Here is a 23104-nt window from a genome sequence, read left to right on the forward strand (position 1 = left end):
GTGTATTCCGGCCCGCCTGTACGCCAGGCGTCACTGGAGAGCGTCATGCGAAGCCTCGTGATACGTTGCGCAAGCCTGGCCGTCGCCGGTGCGCTGGCCACCTCCTGTGCCTCGCTGCCGGTCGAACCGGCCGCGGCCGGCGCCGATGGTCCCGCACCCGCGGCCGCCACGGCCGAAGTGCCGGCCGATGCTGGAACGCAAGTCCTGGACGTGGGCGGCTTTCTCGACATCGCCCTGCCGGCCAACGCCAGCACCGGCTACGGATGGGAGCTGGTGGAAACCGGTGCGCCGGTCTTGCGACAAGCCACGCCTCCCCCGTCGGCCCACGACGGTCCCGCGACGCCGCCGATGCCCGGCGCGGGCGGCACCGCGCGCTGGCGTTTCGTGGCCGAGCGACCGGGTACCGCCGAGGTGCGGCTGGTCTACCGCCGCACCTGGGAAAAGGACGTGCCGCCGGTGCGCGAGGCGCGCTATCGGGTCACCGTGAGCGCGCCCCCGGCGCCTGCCGGCAAGGACTGAGTCGCGGTTCCCGCGACTGTGGCTGGCGTCCGTGCTCCGACCGGGAGGCAGGCCCGGTCGGATGAGCGGAGGCAGATGCAGCGTTGGCGGTGCGCGGCGTGCTCAACCGGCCGACGCGGGCGCCGGCGTCCCGTTCAGATAATCCAGGGTCACCTGCAGCAGGGCGCGGAAGCCGATATCCAGCGCGCCTTCGTCGAGCAGGAACTTCGGCGAGTGGTTGCTGGGCGCGGTGGCCGGATCCACGTCCTTGCCGGTGGCGCCGACGAAGAAGAACATCGCCGGGGCCTTCTGTCCGTACAGCGAGAAATCCTCCGATCCCATCTGCAGCGGCGGTTCGAACACGTTGTCCACGCCGGCCACCGCGCGCAGGCTTGGCAGCATGCGCGCGGTCAGCGCGGGATCGTTGATGGTGGGCGGATTGCCGTCGTGGCTTTCGATGTTCACTTCCGCGCGCGCACCGTGCGCGGCACCCACGTGCTCGGACACGCTGGTCAGATCGGCGAAGATCTTCTGCCGCATGCCCTCGTCGAAGGTGCGGATGGTGCCCAGCACCTCCACGTCGTCGGGAATGATGTTGTAGCGGATGCCGCCCTTGATCGCGCCGAACGTCACCACCGCCGGCAGCCGCGAGATGTCGGTGCGGCGGCTGACGATCGTCTGCGCGGTGCCGATCAGATCGGCCATCGCGACGATGGGATCGATGCCGCCCCACGGCCGCGAGCCATGGGTCTGGCGACCCACCATGCGGATGCTGAAGCGATCCGAGGCCGCCATCATCGGCCCTTGGCGCACCGCGATGCGTCCCACCGGGATGTTCGCGAACACATGCAGACCAAACACCGCGTCGGGCTTGAATTCTTCGAACAGGCCCTGCTTGAGCATCAGCGAGGCGCCGCCTTCCTCGCCGCTGGGCGGGCCTTCCTCGGCCGGCTGGAACACCAGCAGCACCTCGCCGGGCAGATCCTTGCGCATCGCCACCAGCGCCTCGGCCACGCCCATCAGGATGCTGGTGTGCGCGTCGTGACCGCAGGCGTGCATGACCCCCACGGTTTCGCCGCGATAGGTGGACGTGGCCTTGGAGGCGAACGGAAGACCGGTCTGCTCGGTGACGGGCAGCGCGTCCATGTCCGCGCGCAGCGCGACCCGCGGTCCCGGCTTGCCGCCCTTGATGACCGCGGTGACGCCATGGAACGCGACATCGGTCTTCGGTTGCAGGCCCAGTTTGCGCAGGTGCGCGGCGACCTGCGCGGCGGTGCGCTCCTCGCGGTTGGACAGTTCCGGGTGCTGGTGGAAATCGCGTCGCCAGGCGAGGACCTTGTCCTGCAGATCGCGCGCGGCGGTGGCCACTTCGGGGCGCTGGCCGGGCACGGCCTGCTGCGCGTGGGCGGGGGGCGGCAGCGAGGCACAGAGCAACAACGGCACGGCATACAGGGCGAGGCGCATCATCGGATTCCTGTTCGGGACGGGCCGATGCTACCCGGATCCCGGCGCCGCGCGGGGATGGCGACTATCATTGTCAGATGCGTTCCATGTGGCCCCTGGCCGTTCGAGACGCCATCCGCCACATCGCAAGCCTCCCATGCACGACGTCGCCCTGCAGATCCTGTTGCTGCTGTTCCTCGCCGGCCTGCTGGCCGGTTTCATCGATTCCATCGCTGGCGGCGGCGGCATGATCACCATTCCGGCGATGCTGCTGGCGGGCATCCCGCCGTTGCAGACACTCGGCACCAACAAATTGCAATCGTTGTTCGGATCCGCCTCGGCCAGCTGGAGCTATGCGCGCCACGGCCACGTGGATCTGCGCCAGCAGTGGCCGATGGCATCGATGGCGGCGCTGGGCGCGGTCGGCGGCGCGCTGCTGGCGACGGTGATGCCGGGCGACTGGCTGAAGGCCGCGCTGCCGTTCCTGCTGATCGCCATCGCGGTGTATTTCGGTCTCAAGCCGAACATCGGCGAGGTCGATCGGCATCGCCGCATGGGCGTGGCCGCGTTCGGTTTCGGCTTCGTGCCGCTGGTGGGTTTCTACGACGGCCTTTTCGGGCCGGGCACCGGCTCGTTCCTGATGCTGGGTTTCGTCAGCCTGGCCGGCTACGGCATCCTCAAGGCGACCGCGCACACCAAGTTCCTCAACTTCGGTTCCAACGTCGGTGGCTTCGCGGTGTTCATCGCCACCGGCGCGGTGCTGTGGAAGGTCGGCCTGGCGATGGGCGCCGGCCAGTTCATCGGCGCGCAGCTGGGCTCGCGTTTCGCGATGAAGCAGGGCGCGAGGATCATCAAGCCGCTGCTGGTGACGGTCTCCATCGCATTGGCCGTCCGCCTGCTGGCGGATCCGGCGCATCCACTGCGCCAATGGCTGGGGCTGTAGTCGGCGGTGATCGCCACGCGCCCGGCGTGGGCCGGACGCGTGACGCGAGGCGATGAAACTCAGCGGCTGACCATCGCCATGCCGGCGGCGGTGTAGCGATCGCCGGCCACGGCTTCCAGCGGAAAGGCGGCTTCGATGGCGGCCAGTTCGTCCGGCGTCAGCACCACGTCCAGCGCATCCAGGTTCTCCTCCAGGTAGCGCAGGCGCTTGGTGCCCGGAATCGGCACCAGATCCTCGCCCTGCGCCAGTACCCAGGCCAGCGCCAGCTGCCCCGCGCTGACGCCTTTGGCCGCCGCCAGGGCGTGCACCTTATCCACCAGTGCCAGATTGCGGGCGAAGTTGTCGCCCTGGAAGCGCGGCGAGTGGCGTCGGTAGTCGTCGGCGTCGAAATCGTCCAGCGAACGGATCGCCCCGGTCAGGAAACCGCGGCCCAGCGGGGAATAGGGCACGAAGCCGATGCCCAGTTCGCGCACGGTATCCAGCACGCCATTGCTCTCCGGTTCGCGCGACCACAGCGAGTACTCGGTCTGCACCGCGGTGATCGGATGCACCGCGTGGGCGCGGCGGATGGTGTCGGGCGCCGCTTCGGACAGGCCGAGGAAGCGCACCTTGCCCTGTTCGACCAGGCGCGACATCGCGCCCACCGTGTCCTCGATCGGCACCTGCGGATCGACCCGATGCTGGTAATACAGATCGATGTGATCCGCGCCCAATCGCCGCAGGCTGGCTTCGCAGGCGGCCTGCACGTACTCCGGGCGTCCGTCCACGCCACGGGCGTGCGGGTCGGCGGGATCCAGGCGGATGCCGAACTTGGTGGCCAGGAATACCTGTTCGCGACGGCCGGCGATGGCCTGGCCGACCAGGACTTCGTTGGTGTGCGGGCCGTACATGTCGGCGGTGTCCAGCAGGCTCAGGCCGCGCTCCAACGCGCGGTGGATCACCGCGATGGATTCGGCGTCGTCGCCGCGGCCGCCGTAGAAGGCGCTCATGCCCATGCAGCCCAGGCCCAGGGCGGAGACGGTCGGGCCGTTGCGGCCCAGCGTGCGGGTTTTCATCGGGAATTCCTTTGCGGGAGGGGGAGGCGCCGCGCGGGTGGGGACGATGGCGGCGGTGTGAAACACGATAGGGCTGGCGATTGCATGGATAAAGGCGCAATATCCGAATCCTGTTTGAAGCCAGGCTTCACAATGGCATCGCATCCCCTGCCGGCGGTCGTCGCCTTCGCCCGCGTCGCGCACCACGCCAGCTTCAGCCGCGCGGCGGCCGAACTGGACGTCAGTCCATCGGCGCTGTCGCAGACGGTGCGCGCGCTGGAAAGCCAGCTCGGCGTGCGCCTGTTCAACCGCACCACCCGCCGGGTCGCGCTGACCGAGCATGGCCAGCGCTTCCTGCAGCAGGTGGCGCCGGGCCTGCGCCAGATCGACGAGGCGTTCCGCGACATGGATTTCCTGCGCGATCGGCCTGCCGGGCATTTGCGCATCAACCTGCCGAACGTGGTGGCCGAGCGCATGATCGCGCCGCATCTGCCGGCGTTCATGGCGCGCTGGCCGGAGGTGCAGGTCGAGCTGTTCGTCGAACCGGCCCTGGCCGATCTGGTGGCCGGCGGCTTCGATGCCGGCATCCGCCTGGGCGAGTCACTGGCCCGGGAAATGGTGGCGTTGCCGATCGGGCCGATGCAGCGCCAGGCGATCGTGGCCACGCCCGGTTATTTCCAGCGCCATCCGAAACCCGTCGAACCGGCCGACCTGGTCCATCACGAATGCGTGCGCTACCGGCGCAGCAATGGCCGCCTCATGGCGTGGGAATTCACCCGCGAAGGGCGCGACTTCGAGGTGGAAGTGGGCGGTCGCCTGATCGTCAACGACAGCGACCTCGGCCTCGTGCTGGTGCGGCAGGGCCTTGCGATGTCGCAGGTGTTCGAGGCCCAGGTCGTGGCGGAGCTGCGCAGCGGCGAGCTGGTGCGGGTGCTGGAGGCCTGGCAGCAGCCGTTCGCCGGCTTCCACATCTATTACCCGGCGCGCGAACATTTGCCGCCCAAGCTGCGGGTATTCGTCGACTACCTGCGCGAGGTGCTGCCACCGCCGTCCTAGCGGCGCGGATCAGCGGAACACCACCGTGCGATGCCCGTTGAGCAGGATGCGATGCTCCACGTGCCGGCGCACCGCCCGCGACAACACCAGCGATTCGGTGTCGCTGCCGAGCCGGACCAGATCGCGCGGGGTCATCGCGTGATCCACCCGCGCGATGTCCTGCTCGATGATCGGGCCCTCGTCGAGATCGCGGGTCACGTAGTGCGCGGTCGCGCCGATGATCTTGACCCCGCGCTGGTACGCCTGGTGGTACGGGTGCGCGCCCTTGAAGCTGGGCAGGAAGCTGTGGTGGATGTTGATGGCGCGCCCGGCCAGCGCATCGCACAGGCCCGGCGAAAGGATCTGCATGTAGCGCGCCAGCACCACCAGATCCACCTGCGCCTGCTCGACCAGGTCCAGGATCCGGCGTTCCTGCACGGCGCGATTGCCGGCGTCGACCGGCAGATGGTGGAACGGCACGCCATAGGAGGCGGCCAGCGGCGCGAAATCCCGGTGGTTCGATGCCACCGCCGCGATCTCCACCGGCAACTGCCGACTGTGCGCGCGGAACAGCAGATCGTTGAGACAGTGGCCCTGCTTGCTGACCAGCACCAGCAGGCGCGCCTTGCGGCGGGCGTCGTGGACCCGCCAGCGCATCGAGAATGCGTCGGCCAGGGTTTCGAAGCGCGCTTCCAGCGCCGGCAACGCCGCCGCGGACGGCAGGTCGAAATGCACGCGCAGGAAGAAGCGCCCGGATTCCTCGTCGCCGAACTGCTGCGCATCGATGATGTTGCAGTCCGATTCGAACAGCAGCCCGGTGACCCGGTAGACGATGCCGGTGCGATCCGGGCAGGACAGGGTGAGGATGTGGTCGTGGCGCATGCGGCGGCCGCGGGAGGGGGCGGGCCAGTGTAGGGCCGCGCTGCCCATGCGCGACACCATGCGTCGCCCGTCAGTCGGCGGCCATGCCCTGCCCGAGCTTGCGCAGCAAGCCGGCCAACTGCGCCTGTTCGTCGGCATCCAGTCCGGCTACCGCCCGGCGCGCCTGCTCGAACCGCAGCGCGATGGCGCGCTCGGCCAGCTTCACGCCCTTGGCGGTCAGCACCGCGAACAGGGACCGGCCGTCACCCGGATCCGGTTCGCGCCGGATCAGGCCGCGTGCCTGCAACCGGTTGAGGCAGGCGGTCATCGCCCCGGAAGTCAGCAGGACCGACTGGCGCAGTTCGGTCGGCGAGAGCCGAAAGGGGACACCGGAACGGCGCAGGGTCGCCAGCAGATCCAGCTCGGTATAGCTGAGCTCCAGCGGTTTCAGGCACTCGTCGGCGCGGACCTCCAGCAGCCGGCCCAGGTGCAGGACCCGGCCCGCCACCGCCATCGCGCCGGCATCCAGGTCGGGACGTTCGCGGCGCCAGTCCGCCAACAGCTGGTCGATCAGATCGGGAGGAGGAGCGGCGGGGGGCGTCATGGAGATATCTTGACATAAAGATATCTTCCGGGCGAGGCTGCGCTCCCCGCTGCCGGAATCCCGCCCATGAAGCGTGCGCCGTGGCTGTCGCTCCTCGTGCTGTTGTCGTCATTCGGTTCCGCGATGCCCGCGCAGGCGCGGCAGGCCGGCGACATCGTGGTCACCGCCGGGACCGTCCAGACGGCGGACGGCACCGCGGTTCCCTATGAAATCGGCACGCTGTACGTGCCCGAGCATCGCGGGGTTCCCGGCAGCCGGCTGATCGGCGTCGGCTTCGCCCGCATCCGCGCCCGCGTCCCCGGTGATGCGCCGCCGGTGTTCTGGCTGCCCGGCGGCCCCGGCCTGTCGGTGCTGGATGCCTTCGACGGCGGCAGTGAAGCCGCGCGCAGCCGGTTGGCGTCCTGGTTGAGCTACCGCGATACCGCCGACCTGGTGGTGATCGAGCAACGCGGTTACAGCGACCGCGGCGAAAAGCTGACCGCGATGTCCCCGGCATGGCCGCGCGGGCGCGCATTCACCGCGCAGGACGATATCGATGACGCGCGCCTGCGGGCGAAGGCGGCGGTGGCCGCGCACCCGGACAAGGACCTGGCCGGCTACACCATCGTGGCCTGCGCCGACGACGTCGACGACCTGCGCCGCGCGCTGGGCTATCCGCGCATCAGCCTGTTCGGCGGCAGTTTCGGCTCGCAATGGAGCTTCGCGGTGATGCGCTCGCACCCGGAGATCGTCGCGCGCGCCGTGCTGGCCTCGATCGAGCCGCTGGATTTCGGCTATGACATGCCTTCGCCGCTGCTGGCGACGATGCAGCGCATCGCCTTCGAGGCCGATCGCGATACCGGCTTGGCGCCTTACCTGCCCACGGGCGGATTGATGGCCGCCATCGATGCCCTGCGCGAACGCCTCGCGCGACAGCCGATCGCGGTCGACCTTGGGGACGGCGACGCGCCGGTGGTGATCGGCCTGGCTGACCTGCAAGCCTCGCTGCTGGCGGAAGCCGGCACGCCGGAAACCTGGCCGGCCTTCGTGCTGTCGCTGTACCACGGCCATTACACGGCGTGGGCCAGGGAAGTGGCCGAGGGACGGCAGGCGCACGCGTACGCGCTGATCGGACCGCTGATCGACACCAGCCTGGGCATCACGCCGCAGCGCGAATACCTGCTGCGCCAGGATCCGGCGCGCGCCTATGTCGGCGAAGGTGGTTTTGCGCCTTACCTGGCGGCCGCGCCGCGCTGGCCGACGCCCGACCTGGGGGACGACTATCGCCGGCTGCGGCCAATCGACGTCCCGGTACTGATGGTGCATGGCGATTGGGACACCTCCACCCCGATCGACAACATGCAGGCGCAATTGCCCTACCTGCGCAATGGCCGCGCGATCGTGATCCACCGCGGCGGCCACGATGGCGTGTTCTACCAGCTGCGCAACGAGCCGAAGGCCAAGGCGGCCGTGCACCACTTCCTGCGCACCGGCGAGTTCGGCGACCTGCCCGCGGAGGTGACGCTGCCGCCGCCCGCTTTCGCACCTCCGGATTTTCCGGCGCCCCTCGCGCGGCGTTGACGCTGCCTCAGCCCTGCACGATCGGCGGCGGCAGCGGCGGCGCCTGGGTCGGCCGGCCCAGCGGATCCAGCGCGATCATCACGAAGTGCCCGCGCGTGCACAGCTTGCGCTCGCCGCTCAGCAGATCCTCGGTGATGACCTCGACGTCGACATTCATCGAACTGCGGCCGACCTTGACGATGCGCGCGATGACCTCGACCAGGTCGCCCTTGTGGATCGGCTGGTTGAAATCCACCTGTTCGGAGCGGGCGGTGACCACCGTGGTGCGCGCATAGCGCGAGGCCGCGATGAAGGCGGACATGTCCATCCAGGCCAGCGCCTGCCCGCCGAACAGCGTGCCCAGGTGGTTGGTGTGGTCGGGAAAGACCATATGCAGCAGGCGCGCCTCGGCCGGGCGCGGATCGTGCGAGGGATGTTCGGACATGCGGTTGCTCCGTGTGGCCAGCGCCTCCCGGGCGCATCCTAGCGCATGTAGGAGCGACGTAAGTCGCGACCCGCATGGCGGTCGGCTGGGCGGTCGCGACTTACGTCGCTCCTACAGTAAGTGACGGTGATCAGAACGCGTGGTCGAAACCGACTTCGCCCTGCACGCCGACCTGGTAGGCCGAGACGCGGCGCTCGAAGAAGTTGGTCAGCTCCTGCACGTCCTGCAGTTCCATGAAGGGCAGCGGGTTGCGTACGTTGTATTTCTTCTCCATGCCCAGCTTGACGAAGTGCTGATCGGCGCAGTGCTGCAGGTATTGGCGCATGTCGCGGGTGGAAATGCCGGCCACGCCGCCGGACAACACGTCCTCGGCGAACTGCACTTCGCATTCGATGGCCTCGGCCAGCATGTCGTACACCTGCTGGCGCATGCCGTCGTCGAACAGATCCGGCTCCTCTTCGCGCACCGTGCGCACCGACTCGAACGCGAACTCCATGTGGCAGCTCTCGTCGCGGAATACCCAGTTGGTACCCGAGGCCAGGCCCGGCAGCAACCCGCGCGAGCGGAAGTAGTACACGTAGGCGAACGCGGCGAAGAAGAACAGCCCCTCGATGCAGGCGGCGAAGCAGATCTGGTTGAGCAGGAACTGCCGGCGCTGGTCGCGGGTCTCGATGCGGCGGAGATCCTGCAGGGAATCGATCCACTTGAAGCAGAACTCGGCCTTCTTGCGAATCGAGGGAATGTTCTCCACCGCCGCGAACGCCTTGACGCGCTCGGCCGGGTCCGGCAGGTAGTTGTCCAACAGGGTCAGGTAGAACTGCACGTGCAGCGCTTCCTCGTACAGCTGCCGCGACAGGTACATGCGCGCTTCCGGCGCATTGAGGTGCTGGTAGAGGTTGAGCACCAGGTTGTTGGACACGATCGAATCGCCGGTGGCGAAGAACGCGACCAGCCGATGGATCAGGTGGCGGTCGGCCGGGGTCATCTTGTCGTGCAGATCGCTGATGTCGATCTGGAAGTTGATCTCCTCCACCGTCCAGGTGTTCTTGATCGCGTCGCGATACATCTCGTAGAACTGCGGATAGCGCATCGGGCGCAGGGTCAGTTCGAATCCGGGATCGAGCAGCATCTGGCGGGCGTGGGCGGGCATGTCGTGTTTCCTGCTTTTGTCCCTTCCCTCGCTCGCGGGGGAAGGCTGGATGGGGCGAATGGAGCGGAGTGCACCCGTTCGCTACTTTCTGTCCCTTCCCCCGCTCGCGAGGGAAAGGCTGGGATGAGGGCGAACGGAGCGGAGTGCACCGTTCGCGACTTACTGCCCCTTCCCCCGCCTGCGGGGGAAGGTTGGGATGAGGGCGAACGGAGCGGAGTGCACCGTTCGCGACTTACTGCCCCTTCCCCCGCCTGCGGGGGAAGGTTGGGATGGGGGCGAACGGAGCAGGATTGCGATCGTCTGCGATGAAGCCAGGTGAGCGAAATGGCGCTTCCGTGGATACCGCGAACGATTCGCCGTCATGGCTCCGGTCTCGCTCCCACCCAGCCCTCCCCCGCAAGCGGGGAGGGGCGGTTCAATGGATTGGCGCGTCCCTGCGCCCGGAACGTCCTGTTCCCGTCTTCCTGTGCGCATCCTGCGTGGGGATTGCGGAGGCATGACCTCCCGGCCGCGCATGAAACCGCTACTGGCAGGCCTCGCAGGCTTCCGGGTTCTCCAGCGAGCACGACACCGCTTCCACCGCCGTATACGCCGGCTTGGGGGTCTCGTTGCCGGCGCGGCTGACCGTGGTCTTGGCGATGCGGGTGGCCGGACGCGAGCGCAGGTAGTAGGTGGTCTTGATGCCCTGCTTCCACGCATACATGTACATGGACGAGAGCGCGCCGATGTTCGGGCTCTCCATGAACAGGTTGAGCGAAGCCGACTGGTCGATATAGGCGCCGCGATCGGCGGCCATGTCGATCAGCGAGCGCATCGGCAGTTCCCACGCGGTGCGGTAGACCTGGCGCAGCGGTTCCGGAATTTCCGCGACACCCTGGATCGATCCTTCGGCCAGCTTGATCGCATCGCGCATCTCCGGCGTCCACAGGCCGAGCTGCTTCAGCTCGGCGACCAGGTAGCGGTTGACCTGCAGGAAGTCGCCGGACAGGGTCTCGCGCTTGAACAGGTTGGAGATCTGCGGCTCCACGCACTCGTAGCAGCCGGCGATCGAGGCGATGGTCGCGGTCGGCGCGATCGCGATCAGCAGCGAGTTGCGCAGGCCGTGCTCGCGGATGCGCCCGCGCAGCGCGTCCCAGCGCGCCATGTCCTGCGGCGCCACGTTCCAGGCGTCGAACTGCAGCTCGCCGCCGGCCGCGCGGGTATCGGCGAAGGATGGATGGCGGCCACGTTCCTCGGCCAGTTCGCACGAGGTTTCCAACGCATGGAAATAGATGGTCTCGGCGATCTTCTGCGACAGCGTGCGGGCCTCGGCGCTGTCGAACGCCAGCCGCTTGCGGAAGAACACGTCCTGCAGGCCCATGCAGCCCAGGCCGACCGGACGCCAGCGCAGGTTGCCCCGGCGCGCGGATTCGATCGGATAGAAGTTCAGATCGATCACGCGGTCCAGTTGGCGCACCGCCAGCCGCACGGTTTCGGCCAGGCGCTCGAAGTCGAAATCGCCGTATTCGTCGAAATGGCGGGCCAGGTTGATCGAGGCCAGGTTGCACACCGCGGTTTCCTCGGCCGAGGTGATCTCCAGGATCTCGGTGCACAGGTTGGACAGGTGGATGACGTTGTTCGCGCGCAGGGTCTGGTTGCTGGCGCGGTTGCACTTGTCCTTGAAGGTCATCCAGCCGTTGCCGGTCTCGGCCAGCGTGCGCATCATCCGCGCGTACAGCTTGCGCGCCGGCACCGCCTTGGCCGCCTTGCCCTGGGTCTCGGCCTGCAGATAGGCCTGCTCGAACGCCTCGCCGTAGAGGTCGGTCAGTTCCGGCACCACCCGCGGATCGAACAGCGACCATTCCTGATCCGCCTCCACCCGCTTCATGAACAGATCCGGCACCCAGTTGGCCAGGTTGAGGTTGTGGGTGCGGCGCGACTCGTCGCCGGTGTTGTCGCGCAGCTCCAGGAAATCCTCGATGTCGGCATGCCAGGTTTCCAGGTAGACGCAGGCCGCGCCCTTGCGCTTGCCGCCCTGGTTGACCGCCGCGACCGAGGAATCCAGCGTCTTCAGCCACGGCACGATGCCGTTGGAATGGCCGTTGGTCGACTTGATCAGCGAACCGCGCGAGCGCACCCGCGTATAGCTCACGCCGATGCCGCCGCTGAACTTGGACAACTGGGCGATGTCGCCGTAGCGCTGGTAGATCGACTCCAGCGAATCCTGCGGCGAGTCCAGCAGGAAGCACGAGGACAGCTGCTCGTGGGTGGTGCCGGCGTTGAACAGGGTCGGCGAACTGGGCAGGTAGTCCAGGTTGCCCATGCGGCGGTACAGCCCCAGCGCCTCGGCGACATCCTCGCTGAGCGCGCAGGCGATGCGCAGGAAGAACTGCTGCGGGGTCTCGATGACCTTGCGGGTATGCGGGTGGCGCAGCAGGTAGCGGTCGTACAGGGTGCGCAGGCCGAAGTAGTCGAAATGCAGGTCCAGCGACGCGTCCAGTGCGTCGTTGAGCTTGCGCGCGTTGGTCTGCACGAAGTTCAGCAGGCGATCGTTGATCAGGCCGACCTCATGGCCGCGCGCGACCGACTGCGAGAACGCGTGGATTTCCTGCCCGGTCACTTCCTTGGCGATGTAGCTGGCCAGCAGGCGCGCGGCCAGCCGGCTGTATTCGGGCTCCTCGGCGGTCAGCAGCGCGGCGGTGCGGATGGACAGTTCGTCCAGTTCGCGCGTGCTGGCGCCGTCGTACAGGCCGGAGATGGTGCGGGTGGCCACCCGCATCGGGTCGATGGCGTGCAGGCCCTCGCAGCTGCGCTGCACGGCGCGGACGATCTTGTTCAGATCCACCGGCTCGCGGCTGCCGTTGCGCTTGGTCACGCTCATCGCGGTGGCGGTGGGCGGCGGGGTCAACAGGAATGCGTCCTTCTGGGACGGGGGGACGTCGGTTTCGGCGACGGCGGTATCGGTCGGGGCCACGGGGCTTCCTCCATGCGTGATGCACGCGGCGGCCTGTCCCTCGCAGGCAGCGGAAGGCCGGATGGAGCAACAGGGTGGGGAAGCGGCGTCGCAGGGGCCGCGACCGGAACGACGGACGGCGGGCCTGCTTCACCAGCCATCTCCCCCCGGAGATTCCGCGGCCGGCACCGCGCGGTGTGCGGCGCGCGGCTGTCGGCAGGTCTTCGGACTCGTGGACGCGGAAGCCTCGCTTCCTCCTAGCCCGTCGCTTCCCAAGGCAGGGCGCCTCAGTGCCAATGACGGGTTCGTTTCCACCTACCGCTGCGGGGCAGCGCCGGCATTCGACCGGCTTCCCTTTTCATCCCCCGGCGTGCGACCGGGAGAACCGACGGCCACAAGATAGTGGGGGGAAATGTGAGCGTCAACACCAAATGTGGTGCCGCGCCAGCTGTGGAACGCCGCCTCTCGCAGTGGCAGGCGTTTCACGGATCAGCTACTTCACGAAGCGGATGGCGGCCAATGCCTCGCGCAGCCGCGCCTGCGCGGTGGCGGTGTCGAACGGCGGCGTGCGCGGCGGATCGTAGACTTCCGGACGGGTGCCGACGATCAGCAGATCGATCGCGTAGCAGCGGTCCTGGCGCACCGCGCGATAGGCGTCGACGGTCAGGTAGTGGCTCATGGCGGCATCGCTGGCGCGGAAATGACGGAACGGCTGGCCGTCGACGCGGATCTCGTCGCGCGGGGAAGGCAGCGCCGAGTCGGAGACCTCCAGGCAGGCGGCCACCGCATCGGGATCGTCGCTGACACCCAGCCGCACTTCCGCCGCGGTGATCTCGTTGGAGCCGTCCAGGACCAGCGCGGCCACGGCCTTGCCGCGACTGTCCGGTTCGGCGAAGGTTTTCCAGTCGTCGGTCGCCAGGTAGTCGCGGCGGAAATCACGCCGCAGGGTGAAACCAGGCAACGGCAGGATCGCCACGCCCAGGGCCTCGTCGACGAACTGGGCCTGCAGGGCGATGCGTGACGCCTGGGCATCGGAAACCGGTGGCGGCGCGACCGGCGGAGCGGGCGTGGCGTGCGCGGTCTCAACGGGGTGTTCCGGCTGGCAGGCCGTCAGCAGGCCCAGCAGGCCGAGCGCGCCCAGACGTTTTTTCATCGATTTTCCTTCTCGTTCGCAACAGCGCGGTCGAGTCTGGCAAAGCCAGGATGAACCTTCGCAGCGGCCTACCGTGAATGGATCCGGCGCCCGTCTTCAGCGATGTGGAGAGGAATTCAGGCGCAGGCGTGCGCGCTCAGGCGTCGCGCGGCGTGCGCGAATCGTCGCGGTCGGGTTTGGGCGCGACCCACTGCGCGGCGATGATGCCGGCCTCGTACAGCAGGCACATCGGAATCGCCAGCATCAGCTGCGAAACCACGTCCGGCGGGGTGATGACGGCGGCCAGGATGAAGATGCCGACCACCGCGTAGCCGCGGCCCTGGCGCAGCTGCTGCGGCGTGACCCAGCCCAGCAGGGCCAGGATCACCAGCGCCACCGGCAACTCGAAGCTCACGCCGAAGGCCAGGAAGATCACCAGCACGAAGTCCAGGTATTTGCCGGGATCCGGCGCGATGGTGACGATGTCCGGGGTGAACATCATCAACGCGTGGAAGACGCCGGGCAGCACCAGGAAATAGGCGAACGCGCAGCCGGCGTAGAACAACGCGATGGACGAGACCAGCAGCGGAAACGCCAGCCGCTTCTCGTGGCGGTACAGGCCGGGCGCGACGAAACCCCAGGCCTGGTACAGCAGCCACGGCGCGGTCAGGAACATGGCGGCGAAGAAGGCCAGCTTGATCGGCGCGAAGAAGCCGGAGGTCGGATCGTTGGCGATCATCTGCGCGGACTGGTTGTCCGGCAGCTGGCTCAGCATCGGCAGCGCGAGCCGGCTGTACAGGGTTTTCACGAAGGGCAGCAGCGCGACCAGCACGATCACCACGCCCAGCAACGCACGCATCAGCCGCGTGCGCAGTTCCAGCAGATGGCCCATCAGGCTGCTTTCGGCCTGATCCTCAGGTGCGTCGTGGTTCATCGCTGCTGCCGTGGGACAGGGGGACGTCTTCCGCGTCCGCTGGCGGGGCGGGCTCGGGTTCTTCCGGCGTCGATGCGGATGCCGGCGCCTTCACCGAGGCGCGCAGATCGTCGAACTCGCGTTCGGTCTCCGCCGCGCTCTCGCGGACCTTGCGTTCGGTCTCGCGCAGCGCTTCCTCGGTGTCGCGCAGGCTGCGCTTGAGTTCGTCGGCGGCCAGTTCGCGTTCCAGTTCGTCCTTCACCGAATGCCATTGCGCGCGCGCGCGGCGCACCCACAGGCCGGCGAAACGCGCGACCTTGGGCAGGCGCTCGGGGCCGAGGACGATCAACGCCACGATGGCGATGACCACCAGTTCGGGGAAACCGATGTCGAACATGGCGGCAGGGGACCGCGCTTACTGCTGCGAGTTGTCGCGATCCTTGGACGTGCTGGACTCGCTGTTGCGGGACTGCGACTGATCGTCAAGCCGTTCGACCGGCTTGTCCTCGTCGTGCATGCCCTTCTTGAAGCCCTTCACCGCTTCGCCCAGATCCTGGCCGACGTTGCGCAGGCGCTTGGTGCCGAAGATCAACAGAACGACCACCAGAACGATGATCCAATGCCAGATGCTGAAACCGCCCATGGTCTTCTCGTGCGTTGAGTAATGAAATTCAGGCGATCAGCATAGCGCAGGCACGCCCGGAGATCCCGGGCGCGCGCTGGAGTTTTCGCTTTTTTACGGCGTGCCGTTGAGCGGTTCAGTGCGGATTTCGCCTTCGGCGACCGGCTGGAAACCGGACTGTGCCGGGGCCGTGGCCGGGGCTTGGCCCAGCGGCGCGGTTTCGGCGACCGGCGCGGTGCTGGCGGGCGCGACCGCGGTCGCCGGGGTGACGGTGGCGGCCGGGGCCGGTGCGGACCGGCCGCTGCGCGCGGCGCGGGCGGCGGCGGTCACTTCCTCGAGCTGGTCGCGGAAACCGACCACGGCGCCGGAAGGATGCCCGGCCCGGCCTTCGAAGATGGCGCGCGGCGTGCTGCCGCCGCCGTAGACCGCGGTGTTGGCTTCGTCATCGATCTGCAACACGGCGCCGTCCAGCGCCACGCCGGCGAACAGGCCGCGCGCGCGCGACCACGACCAGATTTCGGCCTTCAGCTGGCCGTCGGTGGCGGCCGCCGCGTTGCGGCCCACCGGACCGGCGGCGACGCCGGCATCGGCGCCCAGGGTGATCTTGCCGTTGACGATGTTGTCCAGGTTCCGGTCGTTGCGGAATACCAGCACGATGTCCGAGGACTGCACGCCGGCCTGGAAGCCGATGCTGCCGCCGGTGAGCTTGACGAACACCGGCTGCGACCAGGTGCCGTCGGGGTTCTTGACCGACATCAGGCCATGGCCGCGGCGGCCGCCGAACACCAGTCCGGCCTTGAGGGTGTCGGGGATGACCACGATGGCGCGGCCTTCGTCCAGCAGCTTGTCGGGGATGCCTTCCTCGGGGATGCGGCGGATTTCATCCAGCACCCGCACCGCGTTGGTGGCGCGCTCGTCTTCCTTGGGGCCGGCGAGGGCCTGGCCGGCGAACAGGGCGGTGGCCAGCAGGGTCGCTGCCGGCAGCATGAGCAGGCGGGAATGGCGGCGTTTCATGGGCGCTCCGAAGGTGGATTCGCAGAAATTTACTGCAACCGATTGAAAATAGGTGCAGTCGAATGAATCGGCGCTGAGGATTCCGGCTTGCGCGCACCGTCCATCGACCCGCTCGAACATCGTCATTGAAAGGAAGCAGCGGTCCGCGCCGGCGCGCTCTGCCACAATACGCGGATGCCCGACGCACCCGATACCGCGCTGATCGCGGTCAATCTAGGCACGCCCGAGGCGCCCACGGCTCCCGCCGTCCGGCGCTACCTGGGCGAGTTCCTGCAGGACCCCCGCGTGGTCCAGCTCAGCCGCTGGATCTGGTTGCCGCTGCTGCACGGCCTGATCCTGCCGCTGCGCGGTCCGCGCGCGGCCCACAAGTACGCGCAAATCTGGCTGCCGGAAGGCTCGCCGCTGGCGGTGCATACCCGCCGCCTGGCCGAGGCGCTGCAGCAGCGCCTGCCGCGCTGGCGGGTGGTCGACGCCATGCGCTACGGCCCGCCGGCGCTGCCCGATCGCCTGCGCGAACTGCGCGAGGCGGGCGTCCGCCGGTTGATCGTGCTGCCGCTGTACCCGCAGTACTCGACCACCACCACCGAATCGGTGAAGGACGTGCTGGCGCGCGAGGCGCGCGGCTTCGACCTGACCGTGATCGACGATTACTCGGTCGATGCCGGCTGGGTGCGCGCGGTGGCGGATTCGATCCGCGACTGGCGTGCGCGCAACGGCGCCGGCGAGCACTTACTGTTCTCCTTCCATGGCCTGCCGCAGCGGTTGGCCCGCGATGGTGATCCCTACCCGCAGCGCTGCGAAGCCAGCAGCCGCGCGATCGCCGCGGCGCTGGGATTGGGCGAGGACGAATGGACCCTGACCTACCAGTCCCGTTTCGGCAAGGAACGCTGGTTGGAACCGGCCACCGACGCCACCCTCGACGCGATGGCCGCGCGCGGCCTGCGCAAGGTCGACGTGGTCTGTCCCGGGTTCGCCGTGGATTGCCTGGAAACGCTGGAGGAGGTCGGCATCGGCTTCGTCCAGCGGTTCGCCGGCCAGGGCGGCGAGCTGCGCTACATTCCCTGCCTCAACGCCGCGCCGGCCCACGCCGACGCGCTGGCGGCGCTGGCGCGCCAGGTGGCCGGGGAACCGGCGTGAGGCTGGAGGAATTTTCCGCCGGTATCGCGATGGGGCGCATCGGCGGGCTGCGCGGCGGCGAACCGGGCGGCGTGCGCGTACTGGCGCTGCACGGCTGGCTGGACAATGCGGCCAGCTTCCTGCCCCTGTCGGCGCAGTTGTCGGGCATCGAACTGGTGGTGCCGGACCTGCCCGGGCACGGCCACAGCGTGCACATCGGACCGGGCGCCGAATACACCAGCGGAGTGGCGGTCAACGCGGTGCTGGACCTGGCCGATGCGCTGGGCTGGGACGAGTTCTGCCTGCTGGGCCATTCGATGGGTGCCGGCATCGCCAGCCTGCTTGCCGCGTCCTCGCCGCAACGCGTGCGCCGGTTGCTGGCGATCGAGGCGCTCGGTGGCCTGTCGGAAACGGTGGATCGCACCGCCGCGCGCTGGCAGGAAGCCATCGCCGCCGCGCGCACGCTGCCGGGCAAGCGCCTGCGCGTGTTCACCGACATCGCCACGCCGATCCGGGCGCGCATGCAGGCCAACCAGTTGAGCGAAGCCAATGCGCGCCTGCTGGTCGAACGCGGCATCCGTCCGGTCGACGGTGGCCACGTCTGGAGCAGCGACCAGCGCCTGACCCTGCCCACGCCACAGCGCCTGGACGAAGCCCAGATCGCCGCGCTGGTCGCCGATATCCGTTGCCCGACCCGGGTGATCTTCGCCGAACCGGCACAACCCTATTTCCCCGAGCCGTTGCGCAGCCAGCGCGCGCGCCTGCTGCCGAATGGCGAGCTGATCGTGATGGCCGGCACCCACCATCTGCACATGGAGGATCCGGCCGGCGTGGCGCGTGCCATCGGCGATTTCTTCACTGCGTCCTGAGCGCGGCAGGCGCGCCGTGCCGGCGTGGGCTTTCCCGACAAACGCGGGCTCACTTCGAAGGCGAAAAGAAAAGCGGCCCGAAGGCCGCTTTTTTTGGTACCCGCATCCGCCCCGACCGTGGGGCCACGGCGCGGCGGATGGTGGGGATTACTGCGCGGCGGTTTCCGCTTCCATCACCTGCAGGCCGATCGAGACCGGCTCGCCCGCGCCCTCGCCGTTGAACGAAACGGTCGCCTTGCGGCCTTCCTTCTCGTAGGCCAGCAGGCCGTCGTTGGCGCTGCCCTGCATCGCCATGGTCTGCTTCCAACCCTGCTTTTCCATCGCGGTGCGCGCGTCGGCGTAGAGCTTGGCGACTTCGCCCGGGGCCTTGAGCGCGACCAGCTGGGCCTTGTTCACTTCCATCACGCTTTCCACGGCGTAGTTGGCCGGCAGGTAGACATCCTTGGGAAAGGTGGCGGGCAGCTTGGCGTTGTCGCCGCCGCTGATCTTCATTTCCCCTTCGTCGGTCTTGATGGTGACCGTATCACCGTCTTCGTCGAGATCGACCTTGTGGCCGGTCGCCTTTTCCAGGGCCGCCTCGGCCAGGGTTTCCTCGGCCGACTGCTTGCAACCGGCCAGGGCGAGCGCCACGCAACACACCAACAGCATTCCACGCATTCCGCATTTCTCCTTGTCATCGATGATCAACGGAGCCCGGCGTCCACGCCGGTCCGTCACCGGAAGGAACGATAGCGGAAACCTCAGCCGGCCAGCAGCGCACGCAGGCCGGCCTTGAGGCGGCGCCCGTGTTCATGGAAATAGACGCGCTCGTCGCGCCAGGCCGGGAACCGGGCCTCCACCTCGCGCCAGAACGCGTGCGAATGGTTGGCATGGATGAGGTGGCACAACTCGTGGACCAGGACGTATTCGAACGCCGAGGGCCGGGCGATGACCAGTGACAGGTCCAGGGTCATCGCGCCATCCGGACTCAGCGAGCCCCACAGCGAGGACATCATCTTCAGCCGGATCGGCGCGGGCGCGCGCGGCAACGCCGCCAGATAACGGGGCAGCCAGCGGTTGATGTCCGCGCGCGCCTCGGTCTCGTAGAACGCGCGCAGGTGCCGGCGCAGGGCGGCATCGCCAAGCCGGGCCGGCAACTGGATGCGGATGGCTTCGCCATCCTGGCGGATGGCGGCATAGCGGGCCTCCTGCCAGTCCACCGGCATCTCGCGCCCGCGCAGCGGCAGGTGGAGAGTGGTGAACGGCTCCAGCGCGGGCAGCGCGTCCGCGCCGATCTGCCGCGCCAGTTGCGCCTGCAGCCAGGCACGGTGTTCGTGCAGGAAACGTTCGCCCGAGACCAGGCTGGCGCGCATCGGCAGGGTCAGCCGCGCCCCGCGTTCGTCCACGCTCAGCTTGAGCCGGCGCGCGCGCGGATCACGAACCCGCTGCACCTCGATATGGCGCCCATCGTCCAGTTGCAACGAAACGACGTCGCGCTCGACGCTGCGGGGCGTCTTGGCGATCAGGCGTTGCAGGCGGGGAAGCATGGCGAAAGCATCGCATGGAATTCCCCGCTGCCGGCTGTCTGGAAGCAACGAGGGAGGATCGGGCAAGCGCAATGCGCCGACGCTTCACCCTGGAAAGCCCAGTGAAGCCCCTTTTGAAAAAGAGGGCGGGCGCCCGCGAAGCGGGTGGCGGGGGATTGACCCGCCATGCGGCTGTTGAGAAGCGTTTGCTCTTGGCGCTGAAAGCGAATCCCCCTCGGTCCCCCTTTTACAGGCGCCTCTCAACCGCCGAATGGCGGGTCAAGGGGGAGGTCGAAGCGGAGGCTCCTGCGATTTCCGATTTCCGATTTCCGAATCCCGAATCCCGAATCCCGAATCAGGCGTCCGCCTTGCTCAGCTTCAGTGCGGGTTCCAGCACCGCGAACAGGCGCTTCACTTCGCCGGCCATCAGCGCGAAACGGGCGTCGAGTTCGGCGCGCAGATCCTCGCGCTCGGTGTTCTCCAGCTGATCCACCGCACCATCGAGGAACTTCAGCTTGCGGATGATCAGGTCCTCGCCCAGGACGAAGGAGACGTGATCGTCCAGGGTCAGGGCCAGCTTGGTGACCTGCTTGCCGGCTTCCAGGTGCTTGGCGATCTCGTCGCTCTGCAGTTCCTGGTTCTGGCACTTGACCACCGCGCCGCCGTCCATCGCGTCCTTCAGTTCGCATTCCTCGCCCAGGCTCAGGCCTTCGGGCAGCGGCTCGCCGGCGATCCAGCCGGTCATGATCGCGCGCGGCGCGATTTCCGCATTGAGCGGCAGGGCCGGGAAGCTGCCCATCGCGCGGCGGATTTCCGAGACCACGTTCTCGCCGCTCTTGCGCGAGGAGCTGTCCACGGCGACGAAGCCGTGTTCCAGGTCCAGCAGCGCGTCGGTGCGCGAGGGTTTGACGAAGGCGCGCGGCAGCAGCTCCATCAGCAGATCGTCCTTCAGCCGCTTGCGGGTGCGCCCGCTGGGCTTGCGGCCTTCCTTTTCCTCGATTTCCTCCAGCTTGCGCGCCAGCAGGTCGTTGACCACCGCGCCGGGCAGGATCTTGTCCTCGCCGCCGACGCTCAGCCAGATGGCGTCGTGGATGCGATGCGACAGCGCTTCCTCGCCCCGCCCGAACGGCGAGATGAAGCCGCGCGAGGACAGCTCCAGCGGCCCGACCGGCTTGAGCCGCGCCTCGGGAAGCAGTTCATCGAGCTGGGAGAAATCGAGCGAGGGATTGAAGCGGAACAGCGTCAGGTTGCGGAAGAACATTCAGGGGCCGGGATTGGGGATTCGGGAGTGGGGATTCGGTCAGACGGAAGAGATGGGGATGGCGTTACGAATCCCCAATCTCCAATCCCGAATCCCGTGATTCCCCCGCCAGCCACGCATGCGCATCGGCTTGCTGCGCGCCGTCGCGGTGGCCGAGGGAGAGGAAGTCGAACAGCTTCGGATCGCTCAGCTGCGAGGGCCGGATGTCGCCCAGCGCGCGCGAGATGGTTTCGACGCGGCCGGGGGACTCGCGTTCCCAGGCATCCATCATCTTCTTGACCTGCTTGCGCTGCAGGTTTTCCTGGCTGCCGCACAGGTTGCACGGGATGATCGGGAAGGCCTTTGCTTCCGCATAGGTCTCGATGTCCGATTCGCGCACGTAGGCCAGCGGCCGGATCACCACGTGCTTGCCGTCGTCGGACCGCAGCTTGGGCGGCATGCCGGACAGCTTGGCGTGGAAGAACAGGTTGAGGAAGAAGGTGGCCACCAGATCATCGCGGTGGTGGCCCAGCGCGATCTTGGTGAAACCCTGTTCCTCGGCATGCGAATACAGCGCGCCGCGACGCAGGCGCGAACACAGCGAGCACATGGTCTTGCCTTCCGGCACCACCCGCGACACCACCGAATAGGTGTCCTGTTCCAGGATCCGGTAGGGCACCCCGATCGATTCGAGGTAGTCCGGCAGGATGTGCTCCGGGAAGCCGGGCTGCTTCTGGTCCAGGTTGACCGCCACCAGCTCGAAGTTGACCGGCGCCTTCTTCTGCAGCTGCAGCAGGATGTCCAGCAGGGTGTAGCTGTCCTTGCCGCCGGACAGGCACACCATGATCCGATCGCCCTCTTCGATCATCCCGTAGTCGGCGATGGCCTGCCCGACCTGGCGGCGCAGGCGCTTGGCGAGCTTGCCCTGTTCGCGGGCATGGCGACGGGGATCCGACGCGCGCGGCGCGGGATCGGCGAGGACCTGGGGCAGGGGATGGATGGCGTTCATGCGAACGGCCATTGTACCGGCCGCACCGCAATGACGACGAAACCCTGGCCGGTGTACGCTCGCTGCGTGGACACCCAGAATCCCGCCGACATCGCCCAGCGCATCGCCGAACTCCGGCGCGAACACCGCGAGCTGGACGAAGCGATCGCCCAATGGGTGGCCAGCGACCCGGAAACCGACGAAGTCGCCATCAAGCGCATGAAGAAGCGCAAGCTCTGGTTGAAGGACTGCATCGCCCGCCTCGAGAGCGCGCTGATCCCCGACGAGCCGGCCTGACCCCGCCTTCGGGCATCCCGCGCGCGTCCCATCCCGCCCGAAGCTGACGCGTCGCGTCACCTGGCGCCGTGGCCGAGCGCCGGTTTCGGCGGGTAGGCGCGGCGGCAGGCCCCGCCCACGGGGAATCCCGGGATCTGGCGGGAGTTGGCCCGATGCTTGCTTCATTTCTGTGAACAGGTGCCCATTTCGGGCGAGCAGGACGTGGCCAGGGCCGCATGAACCAGGAAAACGAAGCCATTGCGGGCCGGATCCCGCCGCGCGACCCGGGCGTGGCCACGGGCCCGCTGCGGGTGCGCCGCATCGCCCCCGGCGAAGCGCTGGGCGATGTGCAGCGCCTGCGCCGCGAAGTGTATTTCCTGGAACGCGGCCGGCCCGATGGCCGCGGCAAGCGCATCGCCGACGGGCTGGATGGCAGCGGCACCACCGTGGTGGTCGAGGTCGGGCCGCAGGCGGTGGCCACGCTCCGGCTGCACGACTTCGGCTCGCCGGCCGTGCAGGTGGAATACGGCAGCCTGTTCCAGGTCGACCGTTTCGCCCGCGCCTGGCCGCCGCAGAGCGTGGCGGTGGGAACCCGTTTCGCGGTGCAGGCCGACCAGCGCGCCAAGCGCGTGGTCGACCGGCTGATGGAGGGCACCTACCGCTGGGCCCAGGACAACGGCATCCGCTTCTGGCTGGTGGCCTGCGAACCGTTCCTGATCGACGCCTTCGAGCACTACGGCTTCCGCGAGTACCTGCCGCCGGCGATCCTGGCCGGGGGCGCGGAACTGCTGCGGATGGCGCTGGTGATCGACGATGCCGCGCACCTGGGCGAATGCGGCTCGCCGCTGCGCGATCTGGTGGAGGACCCGGCCGCCGGCGCGGCGGCCAAGGCCTGGCTGGCGCGCAGCTTCGGCCACCTCAACTGACCGCGCGCGGCCGCCGGCC

General features: G+C 68.3%; 24 protein-coding genes and 1 riboswitch. Of the genes, 8 read left to right on the forward strand and 16 right to left on the reverse strand.

Features of this window, described 5'->3' with window-relative positions; translation table 11 throughout:
• Positions 1-45 precede the first annotated feature (45 nt).
• Entirely contained in the window at positions 46-519 is a 474-nt protein-coding gene (locus tag AC3DE2_RS09920; RefSeq protein ID WP_488426037.1) for a protease inhibitor I42 family protein, read from the forward strand.
• Between the two features lie 102 nt (positions 520-621).
• Here the strand turns inward: AC3DE2_RS09920 and AC3DE2_RS09925 are convergent, their stop codons facing one another.
• The gene (locus tag AC3DE2_RS09925; RefSeq protein WP_488426038.1) at positions 622-1965 is read right to left on the reverse strand and encodes an amidohydrolase; all 1344 of its coding nucleotides are present in this window, start codon (positions 1963-1965) and stop codon (positions 622-624) included.
• Between the two features lie 133 nt (positions 1966-2098).
• On the opposite strand from AC3DE2_RS09925, the gene AC3DE2_RS09930 reads away from it, so the two are divergent.
• On the forward strand, positions 2099-2884 hold the full coding sequence (locus AC3DE2_RS09930; RefSeq protein ID WP_488426039.1) for a TSUP family transporter: 786 nt from the start codon (positions 2099-2101) through the stop codon (positions 2882-2884).
• Positions 2885-2943: 59 nt separating this feature from the next.
• On the opposite strand, the gene AC3DE2_RS09935 is transcribed toward AC3DE2_RS09930, so the two are convergent.
• A complete protein-coding gene (locus tag AC3DE2_RS09935) occupies positions 2944-3939 on the reverse strand; it encodes an aldo/keto reductase (protein ID WP_295379271.1) in 996 nt (331 codons plus the stop codon).
• Positions 3940-4071: 132 nt separating this feature from the next.
• Here AC3DE2_RS09935 and AC3DE2_RS09940 point away from each other — a divergent pair, with 132 nt between their 5' ends.
• Positions 4072-4974: a LysR family transcriptional regulator gene (locus AC3DE2_RS09940; protein WP_488426040.1), complete on the forward strand. Its 903-nt coding sequence runs from the start codon at positions 4072-4074 to the stop codon at positions 4972-4974.
• A gap of 9 nt (positions 4975-4983) precedes the next feature.
• On the opposite strand, the gene purU is transcribed toward AC3DE2_RS09940, so the two are convergent.
• On the reverse strand, positions 4984-5835 hold the full coding sequence (gene purU, locus AC3DE2_RS09945; protein WP_488426041.1) for a formyltetrahydrofolate deformylase: 852 nt from the start codon (positions 5833-5835) through the stop codon (positions 4984-4986).
• A gap of 70 nt (positions 5836-5905) precedes the next feature.
• A complete protein-coding gene (locus AC3DE2_RS09950; protein WP_295379278.1) occupies positions 5906-6418 on the reverse strand; it encodes a MarR family winged helix-turn-helix transcriptional regulator in 513 nt (170 codons plus the stop codon).
• A 66-nt stretch (positions 6419-6484) separates the two neighbouring features.
• Between AC3DE2_RS09950 and AC3DE2_RS09955 the strand changes: the two genes are divergently transcribed.
• Positions 6485-7978, forward strand: a complete 1494-nt coding sequence (locus AC3DE2_RS09955; protein WP_488426042.1) for an alpha/beta fold hydrolase — start codon at positions 6485-6487, stop codon at positions 7976-7978.
• A 7-nt stretch (positions 7979-7985) separates the two neighbouring features.
• Here the strand turns inward: AC3DE2_RS09955 and AC3DE2_RS09960 are convergent, their stop codons facing one another.
• From AC3DE2_RS09960 to AC3DE2_RS09995, 8 genes are all read right to left on the reverse strand, one after another.
• The gene (locus tag AC3DE2_RS09960; RefSeq protein ID WP_488426043.1) at positions 7986-8402 is read right to left on the reverse strand and encodes an acyl-CoA thioesterase; all 417 of its coding nucleotides are present in this window, start codon (positions 8400-8402) and stop codon (positions 7986-7988) included.
• A gap of 130 nt (positions 8403-8532) precedes the next feature.
• Positions 8533-9552, reverse strand: a complete 1020-nt coding sequence (locus tag AC3DE2_RS09965) for a ribonucleotide-diphosphate reductase subunit beta (RefSeq protein WP_488426044.1) — start codon at positions 9550-9552, stop codon at positions 8533-8535.
• Between the two features lie 523 nt (positions 9553-10075).
• Entirely contained in the window at positions 10076-12412 is a 2337-nt protein-coding gene (locus tag AC3DE2_RS09970) for a ribonucleoside-diphosphate reductase subunit alpha (protein WP_488426149.1), read from the reverse strand.
• A gap of 270 nt (positions 12413-12682) precedes the next feature.
• Positions 12683-12889, reverse strand: a riboswitch (cobalamin riboswitch).
• An 88-nt stretch (positions 12890-12977) separates the two neighbouring features.
• Positions 12978-13637, reverse strand: a complete 660-nt coding sequence (locus AC3DE2_RS09975) for a hypothetical protein (protein ID WP_488426045.1) — start codon at positions 13635-13637, stop codon at positions 12978-12980.
• Positions 13638-13773: 136 nt separating this feature from the next.
• Entirely contained in the window at positions 13774-14550 is a 777-nt protein-coding gene (tatC, locus tag AC3DE2_RS09980; protein ID WP_488426046.1) for a twin-arginine translocase subunit TatC, read from the reverse strand.
• A complete protein-coding gene (tatB, locus tag AC3DE2_RS09985) occupies positions 14531-14926 on the reverse strand; it encodes a Sec-independent protein translocase protein TatB (RefSeq protein WP_295382635.1) in 396 nt (131 codons plus the stop codon). The genes tatC and tatB overlap by 20 nt, the downstream gene beginning before the upstream one ends.
• 18 nt (positions 14927-14944) lie before the next feature.
• Positions 14945-15172, reverse strand: coding sequence for a Sec-independent protein translocase subunit TatA (gene tatA, locus AC3DE2_RS09990; protein ID WP_295382636.1), 228 nt, complete (start codon positions 15170-15172; stop codon positions 14945-14947).
• 93 nt (positions 15173-15265) lie between these two features.
• Positions 15266-16138 (reverse strand): lipid-binding SYLF domain-containing protein, encoded by an 873-nt coding sequence (locus tag AC3DE2_RS09995; protein WP_295382647.1) that lies wholly within the window; start codon positions 16136-16138, stop codon positions 15266-15268.
• A gap of 201 nt (positions 16139-16339) precedes the next feature.
• Between AC3DE2_RS09995 and hemH the strand changes: the two genes are divergently transcribed.
• Both hemH and AC3DE2_RS10005 read left to right on the forward strand, forming a co-directional pair.
• On the forward strand, positions 16340-17302 hold the full coding sequence (hemH, locus tag AC3DE2_RS10000) for a ferrochelatase (RefSeq protein WP_488426047.1): 963 nt from the start codon (positions 16340-16342) through the stop codon (positions 17300-17302).
• Between the two features lie 2 nt (positions 17303-17304).
• On the forward strand, positions 17305-18150 hold the full coding sequence (locus AC3DE2_RS10005; RefSeq protein WP_488426151.1) for an alpha/beta fold hydrolase: 846 nt from the start codon (positions 17305-17307) through the stop codon (positions 18148-18150).
• Positions 18151-18297: 147 nt separating this feature from the next.
• Here AC3DE2_RS10005 and AC3DE2_RS10010 read toward each other — a convergent pair whose 3' ends face one another.
• The 4 genes from AC3DE2_RS10010 to ttcA form a co-directional block, all read right to left on the reverse strand.
• The gene (locus AC3DE2_RS10010; protein WP_295382638.1) at positions 18298-18807 is read right to left on the reverse strand and encodes a hypothetical protein; all 510 of its coding nucleotides are present in this window, start codon (positions 18805-18807) and stop codon (positions 18298-18300) included.
• 83 nt (positions 18808-18890) lie between these two features.
• Positions 18891-19676 carry a M48 family metallopeptidase gene (locus AC3DE2_RS10015; protein WP_295382639.1) on the reverse strand — a complete coding sequence of 262 codons (786 nt, stop codon included), beginning with the start codon at positions 19674-19676 and terminating at the stop codon, positions 18891-18893.
• Positions 19677-20010: 334 nt separating this feature from the next.
• Entirely contained in the window at positions 20011-20916 is a 906-nt protein-coding gene (locus AC3DE2_RS10020) for a recombination-associated protein RdgC (RefSeq protein WP_295382640.1), read from the reverse strand.
• Between the two features lie 64 nt (positions 20917-20980).
• A complete protein-coding gene (gene ttcA / locus AC3DE2_RS10025; protein WP_488426048.1) occupies positions 20981-21904 on the reverse strand; it encodes a tRNA 2-thiocytidine(32) synthetase TtcA in 924 nt (307 codons plus the stop codon).
• Between the two features lie 66 nt (positions 21905-21970).
• Between ttcA and AC3DE2_RS10030 the strand changes: the two genes are divergently transcribed.
• Positions 21971-22180, forward strand: coding sequence for a YdcH family protein (locus tag AC3DE2_RS10030; RefSeq protein WP_295382649.1), 210 nt, complete (start codon positions 21971-21973; stop codon positions 22178-22180).
• A 215-nt stretch (positions 22181-22395) separates the two neighbouring features.
• Positions 22396-23085: an N-acyl amino acid synthase FeeM domain-containing protein gene (locus AC3DE2_RS10035; RefSeq protein ID WP_295382642.1), complete on the forward strand. Its 690-nt coding sequence runs from the start codon at positions 22396-22398 to the stop codon at positions 23083-23085.
• The last annotated feature ends 19 nt before the right edge of the window (positions 23086-23104 follow it).

The sequence above is a fragment of the Pseudoxanthomonas sp. 68-E7 genome, from assembly GCF_057773145.1.

What these genes read in the sequence shown, in the direction of transcription:
- AC3DE2_RS09920 (WP_488426037.1), top strand. Translation starts at nt 46, where the DNA reads ATGCGAAGCCTCGTGATACGTTGCGCAAGCCTGGCCGTCGCCGGTGCG.
- AC3DE2_RS09925 (WP_488426038.1), bottom strand. Translation starts at nt 1,965, where the DNA reads ATGATGCGCCTCGCCCTGTATGCCGTGCCGTTGTTGCTCTGTGCCTCG.
- AC3DE2_RS09930 (WP_488426039.1), top strand. Translation starts at nt 2,099, where the DNA reads ATGCACGACGTCGCCCTGCAGATCCTGTTGCTGCTGTTCCTCGCCGGC.
- AC3DE2_RS09935 (WP_295379271.1), bottom strand. Translation starts at nt 3,939, where the DNA reads ATGAAAACCCGCACGCTGGGCCGCAACGGCCCGACCGTCTCCGCCCTG.
- AC3DE2_RS09940 (WP_488426040.1), top strand. Translation starts at nt 4,072, where the DNA reads ATGGCATCGCATCCCCTGCCGGCGGTCGTCGCCTTCGCCCGCGTCGCG.
- purU (WP_488426041.1), bottom strand. Translation starts at nt 5,835, where the DNA reads ATGCGCCACGACCACATCCTCACCCTGTCCTGCCCGGATCGCACCGGC.
- AC3DE2_RS09950 (WP_295379278.1), bottom strand. Translation starts at nt 6,418, where the DNA reads ATGACGCCCCCCGCCGCTCCTCCTCCCGATCTGATCGACCAGCTGTTG.
- AC3DE2_RS09955 (WP_488426042.1), top strand. Translation starts at nt 6,485, where the DNA reads ATGAAGCGTGCGCCGTGGCTGTCGCTCCTCGTGCTGTTGTCGTCATTC.
- AC3DE2_RS09960 (WP_488426043.1), bottom strand. Translation starts at nt 8,402, where the DNA reads ATGTCCGAACATCCCTCGCACGATCCGCGCCCGGCCGAGGCGCGCCTG.
- AC3DE2_RS09965 (WP_488426044.1), bottom strand. Translation starts at nt 9,552, where the DNA reads ATGCCCGCCCACGCCCGCCAGATGCTGCTCGATCCCGGATTCGAACTG.
- AC3DE2_RS09970 (WP_488426149.1), bottom strand. Translation starts at nt 12,412, where the DNA reads ATGAGCGTGACCAAGCGCAACGGCAGCCGCGAGCCGGTGGATCTGAAC.
- AC3DE2_RS09975 (WP_488426045.1), bottom strand. Translation starts at nt 13,637, where the DNA reads ATGAAAAAACGTCTGGGCGCGCTCGGCCTGCTGGGCCTGCTGACGGCC.
- tatC (WP_488426046.1), bottom strand. Translation starts at nt 14,550, where the DNA reads ATGAACCACGACGCACCTGAGGATCAGGCCGAAAGCAGCCTGATGGGC.
- tatB (WP_295382635.1), bottom strand. Translation starts at nt 14,926, where the DNA reads ATGTTCGACATCGGTTTCCCCGAACTGGTGGTCATCGCCATCGTGGCG.
- tatA (WP_295382636.1), bottom strand. Translation starts at nt 15,172, where the DNA reads ATGGGCGGTTTCAGCATCTGGCATTGGATCATCGTTCTGGTGGTCGTT.
- AC3DE2_RS09995 (WP_295382647.1), bottom strand. Translation starts at nt 16,138, where the DNA reads ATGCTGCCGGCAGCGACCCTGCTGGCCACCGCCCTGTTCGCCGGCCAG.
- hemH (WP_488426047.1), top strand. Translation starts at nt 16,340, where the DNA reads ATGCCCGACGCACCCGATACCGCGCTGATCGCGGTCAATCTAGGCACG.
- AC3DE2_RS10010 (WP_295382638.1), bottom strand. Translation starts at nt 18,807, where the DNA reads ATGCGTGGAATGCTGTTGGTGTGTTGCGTGGCGCTCGCCCTGGCCGGT.
- AC3DE2_RS10015 (WP_295382639.1), bottom strand. Translation starts at nt 19,676, where the DNA reads ATGCTTCCCCGCCTGCAACGCCTGATCGCCAAGACGCCCCGCAGCGTC.
- AC3DE2_RS10020 (WP_295382640.1), bottom strand. Translation starts at nt 20,916, where the DNA reads ATGTTCTTCCGCAACCTGACGCTGTTCCGCTTCAATCCCTCGCTCGAT.
- ttcA (WP_488426048.1), bottom strand. Translation starts at nt 21,904, where the DNA reads ATGAACGCCATCCATCCCCTGCCCCAGGTCCTCGCCGATCCCGCGCCG.
- AC3DE2_RS10035 (WP_295382642.1), top strand. Translation starts at nt 22,396, where the DNA reads ATGAACCAGGAAAACGAAGCCATTGCGGGCCGGATCCCGCCGCGCGAC.